Origin of the sequence: Franzmannia pantelleriensis (assembly GCF_900102875.1) — a bacterium.
Classification (GTDB): domain Bacteria; phylum Pseudomonadota; class Gammaproteobacteria; order Pseudomonadales; family Halomonadaceae; genus Franzmannia; species Franzmannia pantelleriensis.
The window spans coordinates 124,790-147,521 of record NZ_FNGH01000007.1; the positions used below are offsets into that span (position 1 = coordinate 124,790).

Consider the following 22,732-nt stretch of genomic DNA (forward strand, 5'->3'; position numbering starts at 1 on the left):
CGCCAAGGCAAAAGTGGGAGCGATTTCAATCGCGATGGGGCTGCGTCAAGGCAAATTATCTATCGCCTATACACGATTTGGAGATGACTCATGACCCAGACACCGGCTACCGAGCACGTGGCCTCCTACTATGCCGCCACGGCCACTGCCGGCGACGCTCGGCCGAGCCTCAGCGGTGAAGTGAACTGCGATGTGTGCGTGGTTGGCGCCGGGTTTACCGGCATCTCGTCGGCGCTGCATCTCGCCGAGCGAGGCTACAAGGTGGTGGTGCTGGAGGCGGCGCGGGTCGGGTTCGGTGCCTCGGGGCGTAACGGCGGCCAGATCGTCAATAGCTACAGCCGTGACATGGACGTGATCGAGGACAAGTACGGCCTCGACACCGCCCGTGCCCTGGGCGATATGGCTTTCGAGGGCAACCGCATCATCCGCTCGCGGATCAAGCAGTACGCCATCGACTGCGACCTCAAGGATGGCAACCTGTTCGCCGCCTGCAATGCCAAGCAGCTCGAGGGGCTGCGCGAGCATCAGGCGCTGTGGCAGCGCTACGGCAATCGCGAACTGGAGATGCTCGAAGGCGAGGCGCTCAAACGCGAAGTGACCAGCGAGCGCTACGTCGGGGCGCTGGTCGATCATTCCGGCGGCCACCTGCACCCGCTCAACCTGGTGCTCGGCCAAGCGGCGGCCTTCGAGGCGTTGGGCGGGATCATTTATGAACAGTCGCCGCTGCTCGAGCTCACCCACGGCGAGCCGGCGCGGCTGCGAACGCCCGGCGGCACGCTGGTGGCCGAGCGCGTGGTGCTGGCCGGCAACGCCTACCTGCAAGGGGTGATACCGGAGCTCGAGGGCAAGTCGATGCCCTGTGGTACCCAGATCGTTACCACCGAGCCGCTCGGTGAGCGCGGTCGTGCGCTGCTGCCCAACGACATGGCGGTGGAGGACTGCAACTACCTGCTCGACTACTACCGCCTGACGGGGGATGGCCGGCTGCTGTATGGGGGCGGGGTCAGCTACGGTGGCCAGGATCCCACCAGCATCGAGGCGGTGATCCGTCCCAAGCTACTCAAGACCTTTCCCGCCCTTGCCGACGTCAAGATCGATTACGCCTGGAGCGGCAATTTCCTGATGACGCTGAACCGCCTGCCGCAGTTTGGCCGGCTCAACGCCAATGTGTATTACGCCCAGGGCTACTCCGGTCACGGCGTGACCTGCAGCCACCTGGCCGGGCGGCTGATCGCCGAGGTCATCGAGGGCGAGAGCGAGCGCTTCGACGCCTTCGCCGGTTTGCCGCACCTGCCGTTCCCTGGCGGTCGGCTGCTGCGGGTGCCGCTGTCGGCGCTGGGGGCGTGGTATTACGCCACCCGTGACCGACTCGGCGTTTAGTGGCAGGTAGAGGCACTCAGAACAGCCCGCTGATCTCGCCGTGTTCATCGATGTCGATATGCGCGGCGGCGGGGTCAGCGCCGAGCCCCGGCAGGGTGCGAATATCGCCGCACAGCGCATAGACGAAGCCCGCGCCGGCCGAGAGGCGCACCTCGCGCACCGGCAGCGTCCAGCCCTCGGGGGCGCCTAGCCGTGTTGGATCGGCGGAGAGCGACAGATGGCTCTTGGCGATGCACACAGGGAAGTGGCCGTATCCCTGCTGCTGGTAGTGCTCCAATTGACGGCGCGCGGTGGTCGAGAAGGCGACATCGTCGGCGCCATAGAGGCGGGTGGCGATGCGTGCGATCTTGGCCTCGAGCGGCAGTTCGTCGGGATAGAGGTACTGGAAGTCGGCGCCGGCCGCGGCGCTCTCGGCCACCGCTTCGGCCAGCGCCAGGGCACCATCGCCGCCATCGCGCACGTGGCTGGAGACCACCGCCTTGACGCCCACCGCCGCGGCCAGGTCGATTATCGCACTGTGCTCGCTGGGGTGGTCCGACGGGAAGGCGTTGATCGCCACGACCGGGGTGATGCCGTGGGCGCGGATATTGTCGATCTGCTTGAGCAGGTTGGTGCCGCCTTCTTGCACTTGCTGCGGGTTCTCGGCCAGCAGCGAGTCGGGCAGTGGCTTGCCTGGCACGACCCGGTGCCGGCCGCTGTGATACTTCAGGGCACGCACCGTGGCCACCAGCACCGCGGCATCCGGCGTCAGCCCCGAGACGCGGCACTTGATGTTGAAGAAGCGCTCGGCGCCCATGTCGGCACCGAACCCCGCCTCGGTGATCAGGAAGTCACTGCCGTGCAGGCCGATGCGATCGGCGACGATCGACGAGTTGCCGTGGGCGATATTGCCGAAGGGGCCGGCATGGATCAGTGCCGGAGCGTGCTCCAAGGTCTGCAGCAGATTGGGCTTGAGGGCTTCCTTGAGCAGCGCGGCCATGGCCCCGGCGGCGTGTATCTGTTCGGCCGTGACCGCCTGGCCGTCGCGATCGTAGCCGATCACGATGCGGCCCAGGCGCTGGCGCAGGTCGGCCAGTGAATCGGCCAGGGCGAGGATTGCCATGACCTCGGAGGCCGCGGTGATCTCGAAGCTACCTTGACGCGGTACCCCGTCGACCGGCTCGCCGAGGCCCAGCACGATGTGGCGCAGCGCGCGGTCGTTGATGTCGATGGCACGCTGCCAGCGAATCTGCTGTGGATCGAGCTGGGGTTCGAGCCGATGGTGAAGGTGATTGTCGACCATCGCCGCGAGCAGGTTGTGGGCGGCAGCGACCGCGTGCAGGTCGCCGGTGAGGTGCAGGTTGATACGCTCCATGGGCACTACCTGGCTGTGCCCGCCGCCGGCGGCTCCTCCCTTGATGCCCAGGGTCGGTCCCATGGAGGGCTGGCGAAGCGCGACGCTGGCGCGATGGCCGAGTCGCTGGAGCCCCTGGGTCAGGCCGATGGCGGTGGTGGTCTTGCCTTCGCCTAGCGGCGTGGGGGTGATCGCCGACACCACCACATAGCGACCTCGGGGCTGGCCAACCTGTGCACCGATGGCGCTGAGGTCGAGTTTGGCGATGCCGCGACCATAGGGTTCCACGGCCTCACCGGGAACCCCCAGGCGGTGGGCGATCTCCTCGATGGGCCATAGCCTGGCCGTGCGTGCGATACGCAGATTGTCGTTGACTGCCGAAGCGTGCCGCTCGGCTGCGGGAGATTGGCCGCTCATCGCCTTGCCTCCTGACTCGCCGTTGATGGGGAGTGCTGCCCACAGTATTCATGCCATGGCGGCGATGAATTGTCTCGCCGACGTCAGCGGTGTTGGTCGCAGCGACAGTTGCTTGCATCCGTTGTCAATACATTACACTGGGATCATGATAATGGCGTGCGACCGAGCATTCGGCTGAGCGCTTGAGGAGGTGGCATGCAAGGTCATGGAAAACCGCCCAACGGCCGCTACGATGTCGGCTTCCTGATGGTGCCAGGATTCTCCCAACTGGCCTTCTCCTCTACGCTCGAGCCGTTGCGCATGGCCAATCATCTCGCCGATCGGGAGCTCTATCGCTGGCACCTGATCAGTCGCGATGGTGCACCGGTGACGGCCAGCAGCGGCCTGACCAGTAACGTCGATCACGGCCTTGAGCGCGCGCCGACGCCGGACCTGCTGCTGGTGTGCGCCGGCGTCGATGTGCAGCGGCACTGCGATCGCGCCACCCTGACCTGGCTCAAGCGGCTGGCGGCGCGGCGCATCCCGCTGGGGGCGGTATGTACCGGCGGCTACATGCTGGCCCAGGCCGGTCTGCTGGATGGCTATCGCTGCACCCTGCACTGGGAGCATATCTCGAGCATCCATGAGGCCCGGATGTTTCCCGCCGTGACCTTCTCCTCGCAGCTGTTCGTCATGGACCGCGACCGCTATACCTGCTCTGGTGGCATTGCGCCGCTGGATATGATGCTCAACCTGATCGGGCGTCAGCAGGGGTTGGAGCTGGCCGAGGCGATCGCCGAGGAGTTCATTCACGAGCGCATCCGTGGTGTCGGCGATCGGCAGCGCACCCCGCTGCGGGTGCGCCTGGGGCATAGCCACCCCAAGCTGGAGGAGGTCGCCACGCTGATGGAGGCCAACCTCCAGGAGCCACTGTCGCTGGATGAGTTGGCCAGTTATGCCGATCTGTCGCGTCGCCAGCTGGAGCGCCTGTTCCAGCGCTACGTCGACTGCCCGCCGTTGAAATATTATCTGGAGCTGCGGCTGGTGCGAGCCAGGCTGCTGCTGCGCCAGACCCATATGCCGATCACTGACGTTGCCCACGCCTGCGGTTTCATCTCGCCACCGCATTTCACCAAGTGCTACCACGACCGTTTCGGCCACTCGCCGAGCCGCGAGCGCAAGCGGCGCAGTGACCGCCAGGCCGAGGCCGAAGCCCTGCAGGTGGCCTCGCTGGCGGTACGCTCGGCCCCCGACGAGGTCTGATCAACTCCGCGGCCGCTGATTGTCCGGGTCGTATAGCGCCCGATAGCCCACCGCGGCGACGCGCATCGGATAGTGGGCGCCGAAGTACTCCAGCAATAGCGTCTGCCCCTCGGTGGCGTAAGCGTTGGGCAGGTAGCCGAGTGCGATATTGCATCCCAGCGAGGGGCCGTAGGCGATGCTGGTGACATAGGCGCGGCGACCCAGCTCGTCCACCGGCACCTCGCCGCTGCGGGGATCGAGCAGCGGCGCCTGACCCACCGGGAAGCGAGGTGTGCCGCTGGCGTCGAGAGGGTCCTCCATCACCAGGGTGCAGAGATAGGAGGGCTGGCGCTGACGTTGGCGCTGCTCGAGGTGAGCGGCCTTGCCGTAAAAGTCGGCGGCCTTGACCTTGGGGCGTGCCAGACCCGCTTCGACGAGGTTGTAGTCGGTCAGCAGATCGACGTTCTGCAGCCGCAGGCTCTTCTCCAGGCGGCGGCTGTTGGCGTAGGTCTCGATGCCCACCGGCATCACCCCGGCGTCGAACAGCCGATCCCAGAGGGCCAGGGCGTAGCTGAAGGGCACATAGAGTTCCCAGCCCTGTTCGCCCACATAGGAGATGCGGAAAGCCCACACCGGGATGCCCTGAAGGCGCAGTTCACGAGCGCTGGCAAATGGGAAGTTCGCGTCATCGAGAGCGTCGGGGGTGTCGGCCAGGGTCTGCAGGGTGCGCCGGGCATTGGGGCCCCACAGGCCCAGGGTGGCCAGACCGTCGCTGCGATCCTCGAGGTGCCAGTGGGTCAGGCTCAGGTCCTCGGCGCGGCGGGTGATCCACACCAGGTCACGATGGCCGGTGTCACCGCCACATACTACCCGCCAGGCGTCCGTGGCCAGGCGCACGATGGTCAGGTCCGAGTGAACGCCGCCGGCGGTATCCAAGAAGTGGGTATAGACGCCCTTGCCGAGCGGGGTGTCGCCGCCGATCTTGGCCACCGAGAGCGTCTCCAGCAGTGCCTCGGCATCGCGTCCCGAGATATCGTAGATGGCGAAGTGGGAGAGATTGATCATCCCCACGTCGTCGCTGAGCGCCAGGTGCTCGGCATTGGAGACACGCCAGAAGTGTCGCTGGTCCCACTCCGCCGGGCGCGCCGGGACGCGTTCCAGATAGTCGGCGAGGCGCGTCTCGTTGGCGGCATAGCCGTGGGCGCGCTCCCAGCCCGCGGCCTCCATGAAATAGCCGCCTAGCTCCTGTTCGCGATGCCAGAAGGGGCTGCGGCGCAGGTTGCGGCCGTTGTCGAAGGGCTCGCGGGGGTGCACCGGCGGATCGTAGATCTTGCGCGCGATCTCCAGGCAGCGGCCATGCACGTGGTGCGGGGTCTTCTGCACCGGATAGAAACGCGCGATGTCGATGCTGCAGGGATCCAGCGTCGGGCGACCGTGGGTTAGCCACTCGGCGGTCAGCTTGCCCATGCCCGGTCCATCCTTGACCCACACCGCTTCGCAGAACCACAGGCCGCGGGTCTCCGGCGACTCGCCGACCAGCGAGCCGCCGTCCACGGTGACCGAGAGAAGGCCATTGAACGAGTGTTTGTCATCCCAGCCCAGCTCGCCTAGCAGCGGGGTGAGGTCCACGGCGCGCTCGAAGGCGTCGGCGATCTGGTCGGCCTCGAGATCGCGCATCGAGGGCGATAGGCGGGCCTGATCGCGTTCGAGGATATCGCGGGGGTGCACCAGGCGCGGCTCGCGGGCCTCGTAGTAGCCCCACTCGAGTTGGCCACCCTCGGTGGATTTGGGATCGCCGGTATCGCGCAGATAGGCGGAATTGCCTTGGTCGCGTAGCAGCGGGTAGCCGATCTCCTGGCCGGTGCCGGCAAAGGCGTCGAAGGGACCGAAGAACATCAGCGGGTGCTCTACCGGCATCAGCGGTAGCGTGGCGCCACCCATGGCGGCGGGAATCGGCCCCCAGATGCCGGCACATACCAGCACCAGCGGCGTTTCGATATAGCCTTTGGCGGTCTCCACGCCGCATACCCGGCCGGCCTGCACGTCGATATTCAGCGCCGGCGTATCGGCGAAGACGCTGAGATGGCCGCTTTCGACCCCGCGTTCGATCAGTTCGCCGGCAACGCGCTGGGAACGCGGCACCACCAGGCCGGCATCGGGATCCCACATGGCCCCCAGCACCCGGTCGCGCTCGAGCAGCGGGAAGCGCTCGACCGCTTCGTCGGCATCGATCATGCGCACGCGGGTACCGAATGCCTTGCCCGAGGCGACCTTGCGCTGTAACTCCGCCAGGCGTGCCTCGTCGCCGACCCGGGCGATCTCCAGGCCGCCGATGCGTTGATAGCGTCCCATCGACTCATAGAAGCGCTGGCTGTAGGTCGTGGTGTAGCACGACAGCTTGTCATGGGCGGTCATGAAGCAGAAATCGGAGGCGTGGGAGGTCGACCCGATGTCCGAGGGGATGGCGGACTTGTCGAGGCCAACCAGCCGGGTCCAGCCCAGTTCGATCAGGTGGTGGGCCAGCGAGGCACCGACGATGCCGCCCTGACCGATGATCACCGCGTCCGCGTGCTGAGGGAGTGTCGCCATGGCAGCCTCCTGTAAGCCGGTGACGGGATGCCTGGGATCAGGATAATCCAGTCCGCACCGCTGCGCTGTCCTGCGGCGACGCTGTCTTTGGTAGCGACGACAGCGACGCAGAGCGATGTCGCCGCCACCAAAATAGCCGGCGTCGTGGGTGACGTGCGCTACCGCGTGGCGCGCTAGCTTCGCTAGTCAGAAGCGGCGCTGACGGCCGTTACGCCGCGCTGGCACGAGAGGAGGCAGGTCATGTCCCACGTCATCGAAAGCGTCGAGCATACTCAGGCTGCACCCGAGATTCTGCTCTATCCGCGGATCCGCAAGTCGCCATTCTTCTACGCGTCACGGCGCCATGGGGTGCGCAAGTACAGCGTCTACAACCACCACTATCACCCGCGCCTCTACACCGATCCGGTGGATGAGTACTGGGCGCTGGTGCAGGGCGTCACCCTGTGGGACGTCGGTGTCGAGCGCCAGATCGAGATCAGCGGTCCGGACGCCTTCGCCTTCGTGCAGCGGCTGGTGCCCCGCGACATGCGCCAGTGCCAGGCGGGGCAGTGCAAGTATGTCTTCGTCACTGCGCCGGACGGCGGCATCATCAACGACCCGGTGCTGCTGCGCGTCGAGGAGGACCGTTTCTGGCTGTCGCTGGCCGATAGCGACGTGCTGCTCTGGTGTCAGGGACTGGCCTACGGCGCCGCCCTGGATGTCACCATCCGCGAAGTGGATGTGGCGCCGGTGCAGGTACAGGGGCCTAAGGCCAAGGCGGTCATGGTCGACCTGTTCGGCGAGGCGGTGTTGGCGATGCCCTATTACCACCTGATGGAGGCCACGCTCGACGGGATGTCGGTGGTGATCTCGCGCACCGGCTACTCCGGGGAGATCGGCTACGAGATTTACCTGCGCGAGGCCAGCCGCCATGGTGAGGCGCTTTGGCAGCGGGTCTTCGAGGCCGGTCGGCCGCATGGCATGCAGGTCATCGGTCCCTGTCACATTCGTCGCATCGAGGGCGGCATCCTCGCCTTTGGCTGTGACATCTGGTATGACACCAATCCCTTCGAAGTGGGCATGGGCTACGACTGGATGGTCGACCTGCGCGGCGACGATGACTTCATCGGTCGCGCCGCGCTGGAGCGGATCAAGGCCGAGGGCGTATCACGCCAGCTGGTGGGGGTGGAGATCGACGGCCCCAGTGTCGGCCACTTCACCGATGGTGCCATGATCGATATGTTCCCGGTGCTCGACGATCGCGGCACGCGTATCGGCCAGGTCACCTCGGCCACCCGCTCGCCGCGTCAGCAGCGCAATATCGGCTATGCCATGGTACCGATCGAGTACGCCGAGCTGGGCACGCCGCTGCGCATCGACGCCAATACCGGGATGCAGGCGGCGCGGGTGGTACCCAAGCCCTTCCATGATCCGAGCAAGGCTATTCCCAAGGGCTGATTCATGAACGATCTGTTGCGCCTGACCCCGCTGCCGAGCGATGAACGCGCCTGTGAGGCGCTGGCGTCGCCGCGCTATGAGCTGCTGCCCCTGGCCGATCTGCAGCAGGCCGCCGATGCGCTACCCGCCGGTGCCGTGGTGACGGTGACCTGCTCGCCGCGCCACGGTCTGGCGCGTACCCTGACGGCCAGCGAGACGCTGGCAGCAGCGGGGTTCCGGGTGGTGCCGCATCTCGCTGCCCGCTTGGTGCGTGATCGTGGCCACCTCGCCGAGGCGGTGGCGCGGATGACGGCCCTGGGCATCGACGAGTGTTTCGTGGTGGGAGGAGATGCCGAAGCGGCGGAGGGTGACTTCGCGACCGGCCTGGCACTACTCGAGGCGCTCGCCGAGCTGCCGACGCGACCGTCCCGCATTGGGATTCCCGCCTACCCGGAGGGGCATCCCCATATCTCCGTGGGAGACTTGCAACGGGACCTCGAGGCCAAGGCGCGGTTCGCCGATTACGCCGTCACCCAGCTCTGCTTCGAGGCCGCCCCCCTGCTGGCCTGGCGTGAGCAGCAGCGGCAACGTGGCATGTCGTTGCCGGTCCACGCCGGCCTGCCCGGGGTATTGCCACGCAAGCGGCTATTGGGGCTGGCGACGCGGCTCGGGCTGGGGCCCTCGACCCGGGTGCTGGGGCGTCAGAAGGGATTGATCGCACGCCTGCTGCGGCCCGCCCGGTATCGACCCGATACCCTGCTGGAGGCGCTCTGGCCGCACCTCGGCGATGCCACCCAGGGCTTCGCAGGGGTGCATCTGTACACCTTCAATCAGGCCGCCGACACGCGCGCCTGGTGTGAGGCGCAGTGTCGCCGGCAGTGCGCCTGGAAGACCTCGGATTCACTCTCTGTCACCCCATGAATGTCGCCATCGGGCGACGCCGGCTGGGGATTATGAAAGCAATGTTGAACGCCGCCGAGATAGGTGTCGAACGCTGTTCACGAACTATACTCTGACTATCGCATTGCGCCGGCTGGCGACAAGTCGAGAGACATCAGGAGGCAGAGATGAACAAGTCAATCGTGATCGGGTCGACGTTGGCGGTGCTGGGCCTGGGTGGCCTGGCGGTAGGTGCCTATCAGGTGCAGACCTTCGAGCGTGCACCGACCTATGCCGACATCTTGAGCGTCGACGCGGTAACCCGCAGCGTCGAGACCCCCCGCGAAGTCTGCGAGGACGTAGTGGTACATCAGCAAGCGCCGAGCCGCGATCCGAACCGCCTGTTAGGCACTGCCGCGGGGGCCGTGGTAGGCGGTGTATTGGGTAATCAGGTCGGCGGTGGCAGTGGCAAGAAGCTCGCCACCGTGGCTGGCGCGGTGGGTGGCGGTCTGGCCGGCCGCGAAGTACAGGGCCGGGTCGAGGCCAACCAGGGGCGGACAACGACCCAGCGGCAGTGCAACACCGTGGTCGACACCCACCAGGAGCACGAGGGCTACGACGTCGAGTACCGCTTCGAGGATCGCGTCTACAGCGTGCGCCTCGAGGATGCACCTCAAGGGAATCAGGTGCTGATGGAGGATGGGGTGCCGCAGTGGAATGTCCGCGAAGGCTGATTGCTAGCCGCGCCACTCATGACGACGCCCACGCCGATTGGTGTGGGCGTCGTCGTGTGCGGCAGCCACTGTTCGGACGCGTCTAGACCTGGCGCAGGTACCAGTCGTATTCAAGCTGGCTAACCGCCTGCATCGCTTGGTCGCGCTCGGCCTGGCGGTTGGCCAGGTAGACGTGCAGGAACTGCTCGCCGAGGGCCTCGGTCAGCACCTCGTCGTCGGCCAGTAGCGCCAGCGCCCGCTGCCAGCTGTTAGTCAGGCTCGGCTCGCACTGGTCGTAGGCGTTGCCCTCGATCGGCGGCGGCGGCGCCAGTTGCTGGCGCAAGCCGTGGTCGATGGAGGCCAGCAGCGTCGCCAGCAGAAGATAGGGATTGACGTCGGCGCCGGCCACGCGATGCTCGATCCGTTTTGCGGCCTTGGGACCTGAGGGGATGCGCACCGCTACCGAGCGGTTGTCGTAGCCCCAGGTTGGCGACATGGGTACATAGAGCCCGGGCTGGAAGCGTCGAAACGAGTTGATGTTGGGCGCGAAGATCGCCATCGATGCCGGCATCAGCGCCAGCAGCCCGGCGACGGCATGACCCAGCGCCGGGGTACCCAGCGGACTGTCATCCTCGGCGGCGAAGACATTGTGACCTTGTGCGTCGAGCAGGCTGATGTGTACGTGGGTACCGTTGCCGGCCTCGTCGCCGTACGGCTTGGCCATGAAGGTGGCCTCGAAGCCATGCTGGATGGCGACGCCCTTGATCAGGCGCTTGAGCAGCACCGAGCTGTCGCAGGCCTTGAGCACGTCGTCACAGTGGGTCAGGTTGATCTCGAACTGCCCCGGCGCGCACTCTTTGAGGGCGGTATCCAGCGGTAGCTGCTGAGCGGCGGCGGCGGCCTGGATGTCCTCGAGGAAGTCGGCGTACTCGTCGAGCTCGTTGATCGAGTAGAGCTGGCTCTGGGAGGCGCGCTCGCCGGTGGCCGGCGAGCAGGGGGGCTGGGCGTAGCCCTGTGCATCGCGGCTGCGATCGACCAGGTAGAATTCCAGCTCCACGGCCACCACCGGGGTCAGGCCGGCATCGGCGAAGCGGCGCAGCACGCGCTGCAGCACCTGGCGTGGGTCAGCGAAGAAGCCGCTGCCGTCGGCCTCGAACATGGTCATCAGTAGCTGCCCTTGGCGGCCCTTGCGCAGCCAGGGGCAGGGCATCAGGGTACCCTCCACCGGTCGGCAGATACGGTCGCCGTCGCCGCTGGACAGCCCCAGGCCGGTCTCCTCAATGGTATTGCCGTTGATATCGAGGGCAAACAGCGAGGCGGGCAGATTGATGCCGGCACTAAATGCCTTGACCAGGTTGTCGCGAGGGATACGCTTGCCGCGCATCACGCCGTTGAGGTCGCTGATCAGCAGGTCGACACTGTCGATATCGGGGTGGCGCTCGAGAAAGGCCTCGGCCTCAGCAGTCGCGGTCACCGACATGGGGAGTACCTTATCGTTGGAGTCATGGGTTCCATCTTTTCCGACTGACACGGATGTTGTCAAATTATTTACGCCTGTATGCATCGCCCAGCTCCCCCGGTGAATTGCGTGGTGCCCTTTTTGCCGGGTTTTATCACGTAATGCCTCAGGTGGTGGCGTTACCCTTGCGAGGGTTGGCAGCAGGCTTGATGGCATGTAATGTTGAGCAAAGCATAACAGTCCTGCCCTTTGTCGAGCCGTTACGAGCAAGGAGTCATGTATGTCCAGTCGACCGCTGGTCGGGGTCATTGCCTGCCGCCGCGAGGTGGAGGGTCACCCTGCGCACATGGTGACCGATAAATACCTGCAGGCGCTGCGCGACTATGGGCTAGCGCCGCTGGTGTTGCCGGTGTGGGAGGAGGGCGGCGGCCTGGAGGCGAGCCTGCTGGGCGAGCTGGATGGCCTGCTGCTGACCGGCAGCTATACCAATGTGGCGCCGGCGCGCTACGGCGCCGAGCGTGCGCCGCAGAACACCCGTGACGACCTGCATCGCGATGCCGCGGCGCTGGCCTGGATTCCCGCCGCGCTGGACCTGGGGCTGCCGCTGTTCGGTATCTGCCGCGGCTTCCAGGAGATCAACGTGGCCTTCGGCGGCACCCTGCATCAGGCGCTCCAGGAGGTGCCGGGGCTGCTCGATCATCGCGAACCGCAGGGTGACAAGGCGGCGCAGTATGCCCCCAGCCACGATTTGTCCATTCTGCCTGGTGGCGCATTGTCGGCGCTACATGCAGCGCCGGCCAGTCGCGTCAATTCGCTGCATCAGCAGGGCGTGGCCGAACTTGGCCTGGGGCTGCGCGCCGAGGCGCTGGCACCCGATGGCGTGGTCGAAGCACTATCGGTGGAGGGGGCGCGACGCTTTGCCCTGGCGGTGCAGTGGCACCCCGAGTGGCAGCCCGCCCAGCATCCGCTGTATGACGCCTTGTTTCGCGGCTTCGCCGCAGCCTGCGCCGAGCGTACCGCGGAGCGCCGCGGCCTCACCACACTGATCGACGCCTGATACGCTGAGGAAATCGCTCCATGTCCCATGATATCCAGGCGCTAGATCGCGCCCACTATCTGCACCCCTTCAGCGACTTCAAGGCGCTCGGCGAAGAGGGCTGTCGCGTCATCGTCGGCGCCGAGGGCGTCTATATCATCGACGACCAGGGCAACCGTATCCTCGACGGCATGGCCGGGCTGTGGTGCGTCAACCTCGGCTACGGTCGTGAGGAACTGGTCGACGCCGCCACCCGGCAGATGCATGAGCTGCCCTACTACAATAGCTTCTTCAAGACCACGCACCTGCCGGCGGTGAAGCTGGCGGAGACGCTCTGCCGCCTGGCGCCGGCACATATCAACCGGGTCTTCTTCACCGGTTCTGGCTCGGAGGCCAACGACACCGTGCTACGCATGGTGCGCCGCTACTGGGCGCTCAAGGGAAGGCCCGACAAGCAGGTGGTCATCGCGCGTGAGAATGCCTACCACGGTTCCACCGTGGCCGGCATGAGCCTCGGCGGCATGGCGCCGATGCACGCCCAGGGCGGACCGCTGGTGCCGGGCATCTGTCATATTCGCCAGCCCTACTGGTTCGACGAGTCGAGCGGTCAGAATCCTGAGGCCTTCGGCCGCGACTGCGCGGCGGCCCTGGAAGAGAAAATTTTAGCCCTCGGCGAAGACAAGGTGGCGGCCTTTATCGCCGAGCCGGTACAGGGCGCGGGTGGGGCGATCATCCCCCCCGACAGCTACTGGCCGGCGGTCAAGGCGGTACTCGACAAGTACGATATCCTGCTGGTGGTCGATGAGGTGATCTGTGGCTTCGGACGTCTTGGCGAGTGGTTCGGCAGTGTCCACTATGGCCTCGAGCCTGACCTGATGCCGATCGCCAAGGGGCTGTCGTCGGGCTATCTGCCGATCGGCGGGGTGCTGGTCGGCGATCGGGTCGCCGAGACGCTGATCGAGGAGGGCGGCGAGTTCTTTCACGGCTTCACCTACTCGGGGCATCCTACCTGTGCCGCGGTGGCGCTCAAGAACCTCGAACTGATGGAGGCCGAGGGCGTGGTCGAGCGGGTGCGCGACGACCTCGGCCCCTACCTGGCCCAGCGCTGGGCCGAGCTCGCCGAGCATCCGCTGGTCGGCGAGGCGCGCTCGCTGGGCCTGATCGGCGCCCTGGAACTGATCGACCCGGCCACCGGTGAGCGCTTCGACAAGTCCCTCGGTGTGGGCAACCTGTGCCGCGATATCTGTTTCGCCAGCGGGCTGGTGATGCGCTCGGTAGGCGATACCATGATTATTTCGCCGCCGTTGGTGATCCAGCATGGCGAAATAGACGAACTGGTGACCAAGGCGCGCGCGGCCCTCGATGAGACGGCGCGGCGCCTGGCCGACACCACGACATCCCCGTTACAGGAGTCCCTGGCATGAGCACGCATCCCTCTACCCTGGCCGAGTGGCAGGCGCTGGCCGCCTCGCTGACCTTCGAGACCCGCGCCTTCGTCGACGACCAGTTCGTCGACGCGGTGAGCGGCGAGACCTTCAGCAGCATCAACCCGGCCACCGGCGAGACCCTGGCCGAGGTGGCCAGCTGCGATGCCGCCGACGCCGAGCTGGCGGTGGGGCATGCGCGCGCCGCCTTCGAGCGCGGCGAGTGGTCGCGGCTGGCGCCGGGCAAGCGCAAGGCGGTGCTGCTCAAGCTCGCCGACCTGATGACGGCGCACAAGCACGAGCTGGCGCTGCTGGATACCCTCGACATGGGCAAGCCGGTGACAAGCTCGCTGGGCGATATGGCTGGTGCCATCGGCTGCCTGCGCCACCAGGCTGAGTCCATCGACAAGCTCTACGGCGAGGTAGCGCCCACCGGTGAGGAGAGCCTGGGCATGGTGCTGCGCGAGCCGCTCGGCGTGGTGGCGTCGATCGTGCCGTGGAATTTCCCGCTGATGATGACCGCCTGGAAGATCGCCCCGGCGTTGGCCGCCGGCAACAGCGTGATCCTCAAGCCGTCGGAGAAGTCGCCGCTGTCGGCGCTGCGTCTGGCCCAGCTGGCCAAAGAGGCGGGCCTGCCGCGGGGCGTGTTCCAGGTGCTGCCAGGCTTCGGCCACACCGTGGGCAAGGCCCTGGCGCTCTCCATGGACGTCGACTGTCTGGCCTTTACCGGCTCGACCCAGGTCGGCAAACAGCTGATGCAGTACGCCGGCGAATCCAACCTCAAGCGCGTCTACCTCGAGTGCGGCGGCAAGAGCCCCAACCTGGTGTTTGCCGACTGCAAGCATCTCGATGCGGTGGCCAAGCATGCGGCTGCGGCGATCTTCCATAACCAGGGTGAGGTGTGCATTGCCGGCTCCCGCCTGCTGGTGGAGAACGCGATCCGCGAGCAGTTCGTCGACAAGGTGCTGGCCGCCGCCGAGCGCATGCAGCCCGGCGATCCGCTGGATCCGTCGAGCTTCATGGGCGCCATCGTCGACGAGACCCAGCATCGCCGCATCCTCGATTACATTCGCCAGGGCGTCGAGGAGGGCGCCCAGTTGCGCAGCGGCGGCCAGGCGCTGGAGCGTCCTGGCTACTTCATTTCGCCCACGGTGTTCGACGGCGTGACCCCGCAGATGACCATCGGCCGCGAAGAGATCTTCGGTCCGGTGCTGGCGGTGTTTGGCTTTGACAGCGAAGAGCAGGCCATCGCCATGGCCAACGACAGCGACTATGGCCTGGCGGCCGGGCTGTGGAGCCAGGATATCGATCGCATCATGCGCGTAACCCGCCGCCTGCAGTCAGGGCAGGTGTTCGTCAACAACTGGGCCGGCGGCGACCAGAGCATGCCTTTCGGTGGGGTCAAGCAGTCGGGCAACGGCCGCGACAAGTCGCACCACTCGCTGGCGGAATACTCCTCGCTGAAGAGCGTATGGATCTCGCTAGAGGGCTGATGATTTAACCAGTGTTGGGCGCTGGTGCGTGCTACCATGAGCTCGGCCCCGGCCGTTCACGACGACTAGTCGTGGCTGGCTGGGGCCGAGTGCGTGTTATTCACCTGCTGGCGGAGTGGTGTCGTGACCCTTACCCCCGAACAGATGGCGGCGCTGGCTGCCGTGATGGCGTTTATCATCGCCTATGCGTTGGCCGCTGCCCTGGGCGCGCGCCGCCGCGATGCCGAACGCCGCGAGGCGACGGTTCAGCGCCAGCGGCTCGAGGCGCGGCTTGCTGAGCGCGAGGCGCAGTGGCAGGAGGCCGAGCTGGAGCGCACCCGCCTGGCCACCACCCTCGACCAGCAGCGCGAGCACTTCGAGCAGCAGCTGGCGCTGCTGCGCGATAGCCGCGAGCAGCTCAAGCAGGAGTTCGAGAACCTAGCCAATGAGATCCTCGAGCGCAAAGGGCGCAGTTTCTCGGAGCTCTCCCAGCGCAATATCCACGGCTTGCTGCAGCCGCTGCAGGCGGAGATGAAGGGCTTTCGCGACAAGGTCGAGGCGATCCACCGTTTCGATACCGAACAGCGCGCCAGCCTGCGCACCGAGCTGCAGCATCTGCAGGCCCTCAACCGCGAGATCACCGACCAGGCCAGCCGCCTCACCGAGGCGCTGCAGGGGCAGAAGAAGCTGCAGGGCAACTGGGGCGAGCTGATGCTTGAGAACGTGCTGGAGGGGGCCGGCCTGCGGCCCGGCAAGGATTACCAGCGCGAAGTCAGCTTTGCCACCGAGGCGGGGCGGCGGCGCCCCGACGCGCTGGTCTACCTGCCCCAGGGCAAGCACCTGGTCATCGACGCCAAGACCTCGCTTGCCGCCTATGTGCGCTACGTCAACGCCGACGACGAGCCCACCCGCCGCGAGGCGCTGGCGGCCCACGCCAGGGCAGTGGGGGAGCGCATCAATGAGCTTGCCGACAAGCACTACTACGACCTGCCGGGGCTCAACTCGCCGGACGTGGTGGTGATGTTCATTCCGGTGGAGTCGGCCTACGTCGAGGCGCTCAAGCACGATGAGTCGCTGTTCCAGCGCGCCCTGGAGCGCAACGTGCTGGTGGCGACGCCGACCACCCTGCTGACCAGCCTCAATATCGTGCGCCAGCTGTGGCGCTTCGAGGACCAGAGCCGACACAGCGCCGAGCTGGCCAGCCGCGCCGAGAAGTTTCACGCCAAGCTGCGCACGTTTCTTACCAGCATGGAGGAGGTCGGCGGCAAGCTCGACGGTGCCCGGGAGAGCTATGACACCGCCATTGGCCAGCTGGTCAACGGCCGCGGCAACCTGATCAAGCAGGCCGACGAGTTTCGTGAACTGGGCGTGGCGGTCAAGCGGGAGCTCCCCGAGGCGCTGGTGGAGCGGGCGCGGCTGGAGCTGGATCCAGGTCAGACGCGTTCCGAATGACGCTGATGTACAGTATTGGTATCGCTTTTGTATAGCTATTGGCGTAGTCTGGTCGTTCATCCAGCACCGGAGAGACGCCATGGGACTGTTCAGCCGCGATCCGAGCAAGAAGCTGCAGAAGGAGTACGAGCGCAAGCTGGAGCAGGCGATGCAGGCGGCGCGCAACGGCGATATGCGCGCCAACGCCTCGCTCACTGAGGAGGCGGAGAAGCTGCGCGAGGAGATCGAAGCGCTCAAGCAGCGCTGAGTAACGCTTGGAAGAGTTTAATATGGTTCGCCGCTGAGATTGTAGGGTAGCGCCCTAGGTGATCGCCGCCGCGATTTTGACAAGGTGCCAACTCCGACATTAGTAGGGATACCTTGTTAAGCGGTGGCTCCTACAAGATAGGATTGGTGCATCTCTCGCTGTGCCGCGACCGTCAAGGGCCTTACCGCAATGTCATGCCCTCCTCGCCAAGGTATTTCATCTCAGGTATGGCATGACAACGTTTTACTTCGGATACCTGCAGCTGGCTTATTGCTGATCGGACCATGGGAGATAAGCGGGCGGGTCATGTCTGACGACCCACTCAGCAGCAGCGCTGTTATTTTTGAGCACATCCCTTTGGTTTCGCCGAATTGGATGTCCGCGTAACTGTGGTCCAGCTCAATGCCTGTTTGGCGCGCCTGCTAGATTGATGGGTAGAAATCATTCAGCGCCTTCCTGTGAGCAATACTCGCTTAGTAGAAGCTCTCCACTACGACCTGGTTGCGTCCGGACTGCTTACCAAGATACAGGGAATCATCGGCGCGCTTGAGGATACTGTATTCCGATGCATCATCCTCGGCGAATCCGGCAAGGCCACAGGTGACGGATACCCGGAACGTTTCGTCGACATTCGCGTGGAATTCCATCCCTGCTAGCGCCCCTCTGATTTCTTCCGCCACTCCGGCGGCATCCTCTAGGCAGCTGTCAACCAACAATACTGCGAACTCTTCGCCTCCCAAGCGTCCAACCACATCGGTCTGCCTGAACCTTTCCTTGAACAGATCCGCGAGACGCATCAAGACCTGATCACCCATGGCATGACCATAGGTATCATTGACCGCCTTGAAGTGGTCGATATCCAGCAGCATGACAACAGCCTGTTGGCCATTTCGCTGGTAAAGGGCGAAGGTTTGTGTGAGGCGCTTCATGAAATAGCGCCGGTTGAATAGCCCCGTAAGATGGTCGGTGATGGTCTGCTTTCGCAGTTTCAGCTCAAGTTCTTTGAATACAGTGATGTCTCTAACCGTACCCACTAGAGTGTCTGGATCGTCGGGAGCGGTATTGTCGGCGATTTCATGTAGCCAGCGAATATCGCCGCTCGGGAGGGTGATTCGATAAGTGATCTCGTAATACCCGTTATCGCGCAGTTGCGCGAGTTTTTTCTCTACCTTGGCCCGATCCTGCGGATAAACCATTCTAAGGAAGGCCGTACAGCTAGGAGTAAAGGCCGCCCTATCGACACCAAAGATGTCATACACCACATCGGACCAGTAGACGACGCCTGTTGACATGGTCAGTTTCCAATACCCGAGCCTGCCGACCCTTTGTACTCTCTGCAGGGTGCATGCAAGAGCCTGCCATTCTTCCAGAGTGGCAGGAGCGTTAGAGATCCCGGCCACCTCGGCGCTATCGTTTAGGGATCTTGAGTTTGACGGCGTATGAGGCATGCTGTTACCAAGCTCCTTCGCGTCCAGGCCAGGACTCGATGAAAGCTAACGCCTTTTCGGCAACGACGGGGCGGCTGAACAGGTAGCCCTGCAGGGCATCACAGCCCAGTTCTTGAAGCAGGCGGTGTTGTGCCTCCGACTCCACGCCTTCGCCGATGACTCTCATGCCAAGGCCGCGGGCAATGCCGATGATGCCCTTGACCAAATCGACGGCCTTGCGATCATTGGGAAGTTCATCGATGAAACTCTTGTCGATCTTGAGTGCGTCAATGGGGAGGCGCTTGAGATAGTTCAAGGAGGAATAACCGGTGCCAAAATCATCCAGGGCGATGGCAATGTTTTGATCCCTCAGCCTACTCATGGTTTGCACCGCCTGGTCGATATCGGTGAGCAGGCTTTCCTCGGTCAGTTCTAGTGCCAATCGTTCCGGCGCTAGATTGTACTCCTTCAGTATCTGGAGAATATGGTCGACAAAACTCGCCTGATAAAACTGATTGGCGGGAATATTGATCGCCATTCGCATCGGAGGATCGCCTGTCTTGAGGGGCCACTTCATCGCTTTCTCGCAGACTACCCTGAGCGACCAGTCCGTCAGTAGCTGAGACAGTCGCGGATTCTTTTCGGCTATTGGCACGAATTCGCCGGGGCTTACGTTGCCCAGCTTCTCGTCCTGCCAGCGCGCCAGGGCTTCAAAACCGAGCACGCCACTGCCGTCGGCGAGCATGATGGGCTGGTAGTGTTGGATTAGCATGCCGTTGTGCAGGGCCGGTTCCAGGCGTTGCTCAATCCAGTGTCGACGTACGGCACTGGCTTCGGTTTCCTGGGTGAAGACATGCATGCCTTCAGGGGTTCGGGGGCCCTTTAGGGCTGTTCTGGCGCGCTCCAGGAGTTCATCAGGGCTGGTGCCGTCAGCAGGGGAGACACTGATGCCGACATCGATGTCCGGCAGTAACGTATGGCCCTCCAGTTCGATGGCCATGGTCAACCTGTTCGCGATGGGCACTATCATGCTGAACATATCGCGCACGGAAAAAATTGAAATCACCGCACCGAATCGATCTCGGTCCAAGTGGCCCGCCGCCAGTATATTGATGTCGGGTGCTGTCAAACGATCTGCCAGGCATTTCAGTACGGCATCCCGGTTGCTACGACCGTGAATGCGACTGATTTCGTCGAGATTGTTCACGCGTATGATGTAGGACCGCCAGATGGCAGGTTTCCGTGTCGGCAAGGCGAATCAGGTTATCCAGGGTGTCCCCGAATAGGAACTCGTCGGGGAGCCCTGTTCGAGTGTCGCGCTGCGTCACACGGCTCACCTGGCGACGGGCCTTGACCAATTCGGCCTGGAGATGGATCTGTTCCTCGACGACCTTGCCGAAGGTCATGAGCCAGGATCGCTCCACAGGGGTGATCTCGCGAGGTTTAGTATCGCTGATGCATAGGGTACCGATAGCCTGGCCGTTTGGGCCGTGCAGGACGACGCCAGCGTAGAAGCGGACATAGGGGGCTGACACCACCGCCTGGTGGGTACGGAAGAAATCGTCCTCCAAGGCGTCGGGAATTTCCAGATAGTCCTGTTCAATGGCGTGTACGCAGAATGAGAGCTCGCGTGACGTTTCACAGGTATCCACGCCCACTGATGACTTGAACCACTGTCTATTCTCATCGACCAAGGAAATCAATGTGATAGGAGTATTGAATATCTGTGACACCAGGCGGGTGTAGCGGTCAAAGCGTTCTTCCGGCGGGGTGTCCAGGATGTCGAGGGCGCGGAGTTCAGTAAGCCGTGCGTGCTCGTTGGTGCGGCGAGTACTGCCAGGCTGCATGTCATCCATGGGATTCTCCTGCAGTAAAATAGTGGAGTGTGACTGGGTTGTCATTCAACAATTTAGCAGGTGCTAATATTGTAAAGTGTTGATATAAAGGGTGTTTCTAGAGAAGTGGAGGCGCTGGAGGCTGGCGTGTACGGATTGTGATCGATTAGGGAAGCGTCCATGGAGTCCGGGGTCGTGGATAAAGGTAATTCTGCGTATTATTGCTGATGCTTTATACCTTGCGTCCGTGTTTTTATGTAGTCAAGGCCCACCGTGATGGTCATGACTAGCGTGGTAATAGCTTCGGTGCGCGTCACCGTGAAGCTGGTAGCGATAGCCGTCTGTCCGGCATCGACCGGCGGTGCTCGAGTTCGGCAGGACGCGACACAGTTATCAGCGTAGGAGCGTGGGAAATGACGCCATATAAGCGTTCCGAGACATCGATCAGGGTCTTGGTTGTCAATCACAGTGGCATCATCCGCGAGGGGCTCTGCCTGATGCTCGAGCGCTTCACGGGTATCGAGGTGGTCGCCAGTATCGGGCATCTGCACGGCTTGGGGGAGATCGCTCGGCAAGAGCGCGTCGATGTCGCCTTGATCGATGCGCTCTTGCCTGGAGAGGCATGTTTCGACGTACACCGGCGCTTGCAGGAAGGTGGCGCAACCACGCGCGTTGTGATCCTGTCAGTTAGTCGTGGGGTTGGCGATGTAAGGCGAGCCCTGGAATCGGGTGCCAGTGGCTTTCTGTTGCAGGACGCAGGTGCTGCTGAGCTCGAGATAGCCCTGCATGCCGCTGCAACGGGACAGACGTTTCTTTGTCCAACGATTATCAAGCAGCTGGGCTTGGGGCTCTCCCCCAAGCATGTATCGACGCGAACGACGCTGGATGTCGGCCCTTCACAGGGTCCCGATCAGATAGAAGCCATCATCGATTCCGCTTTGCGACAGGGCATATTGAGAGAGGGGGCATGATCAGGGTTTTTGCGTATACTAATATTATACCTTGTGCGATACCGTACGAGGTTGATGTTGTGGGCGTTTCCGATGCACTTTCCTATTACGGTTGACCTCGCGCTGTCGCGAGGTTCCTTGCTCTTCTCGAGTCTCTCCGTGCCAAGGTATATGGCATATATTGATGAAATATCCAACCGACAATATCCGGGTTCTGCTCGTCGATGAGCACCGGCTGGTGCGATCCGCGATCCGCTACCTCATCGAGACCTTCGACAACATGGCGGTGGTTGCCGAGGCAAGTTCGGCGCATGAGCTCCTCGCCGTCCTCGCATGTCAGGAGGCCGATGTGGCGCTGGTGGATGCGACGGTTGCCTCGAGCCAGGAGCTCGAATCTCTGACTCGACTTGGGGAGGTTCACCCTGGACTCCAGGTGGTGGTGCTCTCCGCCTATTCCAGTGATACTTATATTCGTCGCCTCCTGCGGGAGGGTGTCTGTGGTTTCCTGCATAAAAATGCGGATGTCCATGATCTGGAAACGGCCATCCATAAAGCCGTACAGGGAGATCGCTTCGTGCTCACGGCCATGGAGCCGGAGCAATTCATCAATGCCGCCTCGGTGGTCGGCGAGGGCTCCCGGCAGGAAACCCCCTTGACGCCACGACAAAGCGAGGTGCTAAGGCTGGTAGCAACGGGCTTTCGCAACAAGGCAATTGCCGAGCAGCTCAATGTGAGTGTCAAGACCATCGAGACGCACCGCGCCGATATCATGCGGCGCCTTGGGGTCGGGCATACGGCCGGCTTGGTTCATGAAGCCATCAGGCTTGGCTTGATTTCGCAGCCGCAAACTACCGATCTTCCCTGATAGGTAAGGCTGGGCGCAGGATCAGAACGTCTTGGCCGGGGTGCAGCAGCTGACCAGCTTGCAGGCCACGTCGCCGGGGTTGCGAAAACGGTGGGGTACGTTGGTATCGAAATAGTAGGCCTCGCCGACACCCAGCACGCGGCTCTCGCCGCCCACGGTGATCTCGATCTCGCCCTCCAGTACCACCCCGGCTTCTTCACCCTGGTGGGCAATCATCTCGCGCCCGGTATCGCTGCCGGCCGGGTAAGTCTCGATCATGAACGACAGCGCACGGCTGGCACGGTTGGCGCCGACCAGCTTGAAGATCACCTCGCCGCTGCCCATGTCGGTAAGTTCGTCCGCCGAGTAGAACACCTGGTCGCGGTTTTCGAGATCCATGGTGAAGAAGTCGCCGACGCTGATCGGAATGGCGTCGAGGACCTTCTTCAGCGAGCTGACCGAGGGGCTGACCTTGCCCTGTTCGATCAGCGACAGGCTCGAGTGGGTCACGCCGCAGCGCTTGGCGAGCTCGCGCTGGGATATGCCGCGCAGGGTGCGCAGTGCGCGCAGGCGCCCTCCGACGTCGTCCGACATGGCAATCTCCTGATCAGGCGGCCGGCGTGGCGCCGGCCGCGAAT

19 protein-coding genes are annotated in these 22,732 nt (G+C 63.9%); 12 read left to right on the forward strand and 7 right to left on the reverse strand.

Annotation, left to right across the window (positions count from 1 at the left end):
* Positions 1-90: 90 nt before the first annotated feature.
* Positions 91-1,380, forward strand: a complete 1,290-nt coding sequence (locus BLT16_RS10455; protein WP_089658466.1) for an NAD(P)/FAD-dependent oxidoreductase — start codon at positions 91-93, stop codon at positions 1,378-1,380.
* A 16-nt stretch (positions 1,381-1,396) separates the two neighbouring features.
* Here the strand turns inward: BLT16_RS10455 and BLT16_RS10460 are convergent, their stop codons facing one another.
* Positions 1,397-3,130 carry a formate--tetrahydrofolate ligase gene (locus BLT16_RS10460; protein ID WP_089658467.1) on the reverse strand — a complete coding sequence of 578 codons (1,734 nt, stop codon included), beginning with the start codon at positions 3,128-3,130 and terminating at the stop codon, positions 1,397-1,399.
* A gap of 195 nt (positions 3,131-3,325) precedes the next feature.
* Here BLT16_RS10460 and BLT16_RS10465 point away from each other — a divergent pair, with 195 nt between their 5' ends.
* Positions 3,326-4,372 (forward strand): GlxA family transcriptional regulator, encoded by a 1,047-nt coding sequence (locus tag BLT16_RS10465; RefSeq protein ID WP_089658468.1) that lies wholly within the window; start codon positions 3,326-3,328, stop codon positions 4,370-4,372.
* Here the strand turns inward: BLT16_RS10465 and BLT16_RS10470 are convergent, their stop codons facing one another.
* Entirely contained in the window at positions 4,373-6,940 is a 2,568-nt protein-coding gene (locus tag BLT16_RS10470; protein ID WP_089658469.1) for a GcvT family protein, read from the reverse strand. It lies immediately after the preceding gene.
* Between the two features lie 240 nt (positions 6,941-7,180).
* Between BLT16_RS10470 and BLT16_RS10475 the strand changes: the two genes are divergently transcribed.
* The 3 genes from BLT16_RS10475 to BLT16_RS10485 all read left to right on the forward strand — a co-directional run bounded on the left by BLT16_RS10475 (position 7,181) and on the right by BLT16_RS10485 (position 9,969).
* Positions 7,181-8,377: a glycine cleavage T C-terminal barrel domain-containing protein gene (locus BLT16_RS10475; protein WP_089658470.1), complete on the forward strand. Its 1,197-nt coding sequence runs from the start codon at positions 7,181-7,183 to the stop codon at positions 8,375-8,377.
* A 3-nt stretch (positions 8,378-8,380) separates the two neighbouring features.
* Positions 8,381-9,277, forward strand: a complete 897-nt coding sequence (locus BLT16_RS10480) for a methylenetetrahydrofolate reductase (protein WP_089658471.1) — start codon at positions 8,381-8,383, stop codon at positions 9,275-9,277.
* A gap of 146 nt (positions 9,278-9,423) precedes the next feature.
* A complete protein-coding gene (locus tag BLT16_RS10485) occupies positions 9,424-9,969 on the forward strand; it encodes a glycine zipper 2TM domain-containing protein (protein ID WP_089658472.1) in 546 nt (181 codons plus the stop codon).
* Between the two features lie 82 nt (positions 9,970-10,051).
* Here BLT16_RS10485 and BLT16_RS10490 read toward each other — a convergent pair whose 3' ends face one another.
* On the reverse strand, positions 10,052-11,428 hold the full coding sequence (locus tag BLT16_RS10490; RefSeq protein ID WP_089658473.1) for a glutamine synthetase family protein: 1,377 nt from the start codon (positions 11,426-11,428) through the stop codon (positions 10,052-10,054).
* Between the two features lie 259 nt (positions 11,429-11,687).
* On the opposite strand from BLT16_RS10490, the gene BLT16_RS10495 reads away from it, so the two are divergent.
* The 5 genes from BLT16_RS10495 to BLT16_RS20620 all read left to right on the forward strand — a co-directional run bounded on the left by BLT16_RS10495 (position 11,688) and on the right by BLT16_RS20620 (position 17,038).
* The gene (locus BLT16_RS10495) at positions 11,688-12,464 is read left to right on the forward strand and encodes a gamma-glutamyl-gamma-aminobutyrate hydrolase family protein (protein WP_089658474.1); all 777 of its coding nucleotides are present in this window, start codon (positions 11,688-11,690) and stop codon (positions 12,462-12,464) included.
* A 20-nt stretch (positions 12,465-12,484) separates the two neighbouring features.
* The gene (locus BLT16_RS10500; protein WP_089658475.1) at positions 12,485-13,867 is read left to right on the forward strand and encodes an aspartate aminotransferase family protein; all 1,383 of its coding nucleotides are present in this window, start codon (positions 12,485-12,487) and stop codon (positions 13,865-13,867) included.
* A complete protein-coding gene (locus BLT16_RS10505; protein WP_089658476.1) occupies positions 13,864-15,360 on the forward strand; it encodes an aldehyde dehydrogenase in 1,497 nt (498 codons plus the stop codon). The genes BLT16_RS10500 and BLT16_RS10505 overlap by 4 nt, the downstream gene beginning before the upstream one ends.
* 123 nt (positions 15,361-15,483) lie before the next feature.
* On the forward strand, positions 15,484-16,791 hold the full coding sequence (locus BLT16_RS10510; protein WP_245701597.1) for a DNA recombination protein RmuC: 1,308 nt from the start codon (positions 15,484-15,486) through the stop codon (positions 16,789-16,791).
* 79 nt (positions 16,792-16,870) lie between these two features.
* A complete protein-coding gene (locus BLT16_RS20620; RefSeq protein ID WP_143025061.1) occupies positions 16,871-17,038 on the forward strand; it encodes a DUF6435 family protein in 168 nt (55 codons plus the stop codon).
* A 473-nt stretch (positions 17,039-17,511) separates the two neighbouring features.
* Here the strand turns inward: BLT16_RS20620 and BLT16_RS10515 are convergent, their stop codons facing one another.
* The 3 genes from BLT16_RS10515 to BLT16_RS20920 form a co-directional block, all read right to left on the reverse strand.
* On the reverse strand, positions 17,512-18,330 hold the full coding sequence (locus BLT16_RS10515) for a GGDEF domain-containing protein (protein ID WP_176817210.1): 819 nt from the start codon (positions 18,328-18,330) through the stop codon (positions 17,512-17,514).
* Positions 18,331-18,490: 160 nt separating this feature from the next.
* A complete protein-coding gene (locus BLT16_RS20915; RefSeq protein WP_218124436.1) occupies positions 18,491-19,672 on the reverse strand; it encodes a putative bifunctional diguanylate cyclase/phosphodiesterase in 1,182 nt (393 codons plus the stop codon).
* Positions 19,632-20,321, reverse strand: coding sequence for a GAF domain-containing protein (locus BLT16_RS20920; RefSeq protein WP_218124437.1), 690 nt, complete (start codon positions 20,319-20,321; stop codon positions 19,632-19,634). The genes BLT16_RS20915 and BLT16_RS20920 overlap by 41 nt, the downstream gene beginning before the upstream one ends.
* A 392-nt stretch (positions 20,322-20,713) precedes the next feature.
* On the opposite strand from BLT16_RS20920, the gene BLT16_RS10525 reads away from it, so the two are divergent.
* Together BLT16_RS10525 and BLT16_RS10530 are read left to right on the forward strand one after the other, a co-directional pair.
* On the forward strand, positions 20,714-21,271 hold the full coding sequence (locus BLT16_RS10525) for a response regulator (RefSeq protein ID WP_089658478.1): 558 nt from the start codon (positions 20,714-20,716) through the stop codon (positions 21,269-21,271).
* 163 nt (positions 21,272-21,434) lie between these two features.
* Complete coding sequence (locus tag BLT16_RS10530) at positions 21,435-22,115, forward strand: LuxR C-terminal-related transcriptional regulator (protein ID WP_089658479.1); 681 nt, start codon at positions 21,435-21,437, stop codon at positions 22,113-22,115.
* A gap of 21 nt (positions 22,116-22,136) precedes the next feature.
* Here BLT16_RS10530 and BLT16_RS10535 read toward each other — a convergent pair whose 3' ends face one another.
* Positions 22,137-22,688 carry a cupin domain-containing protein gene (locus BLT16_RS10535; protein ID WP_089658480.1) on the reverse strand — a complete coding sequence of 184 codons (552 nt, stop codon included), beginning with the start codon at positions 22,686-22,688 and terminating at the stop codon, positions 22,137-22,139.
* Positions 22,689-22,732: the final 44 nt, after the last annotated feature.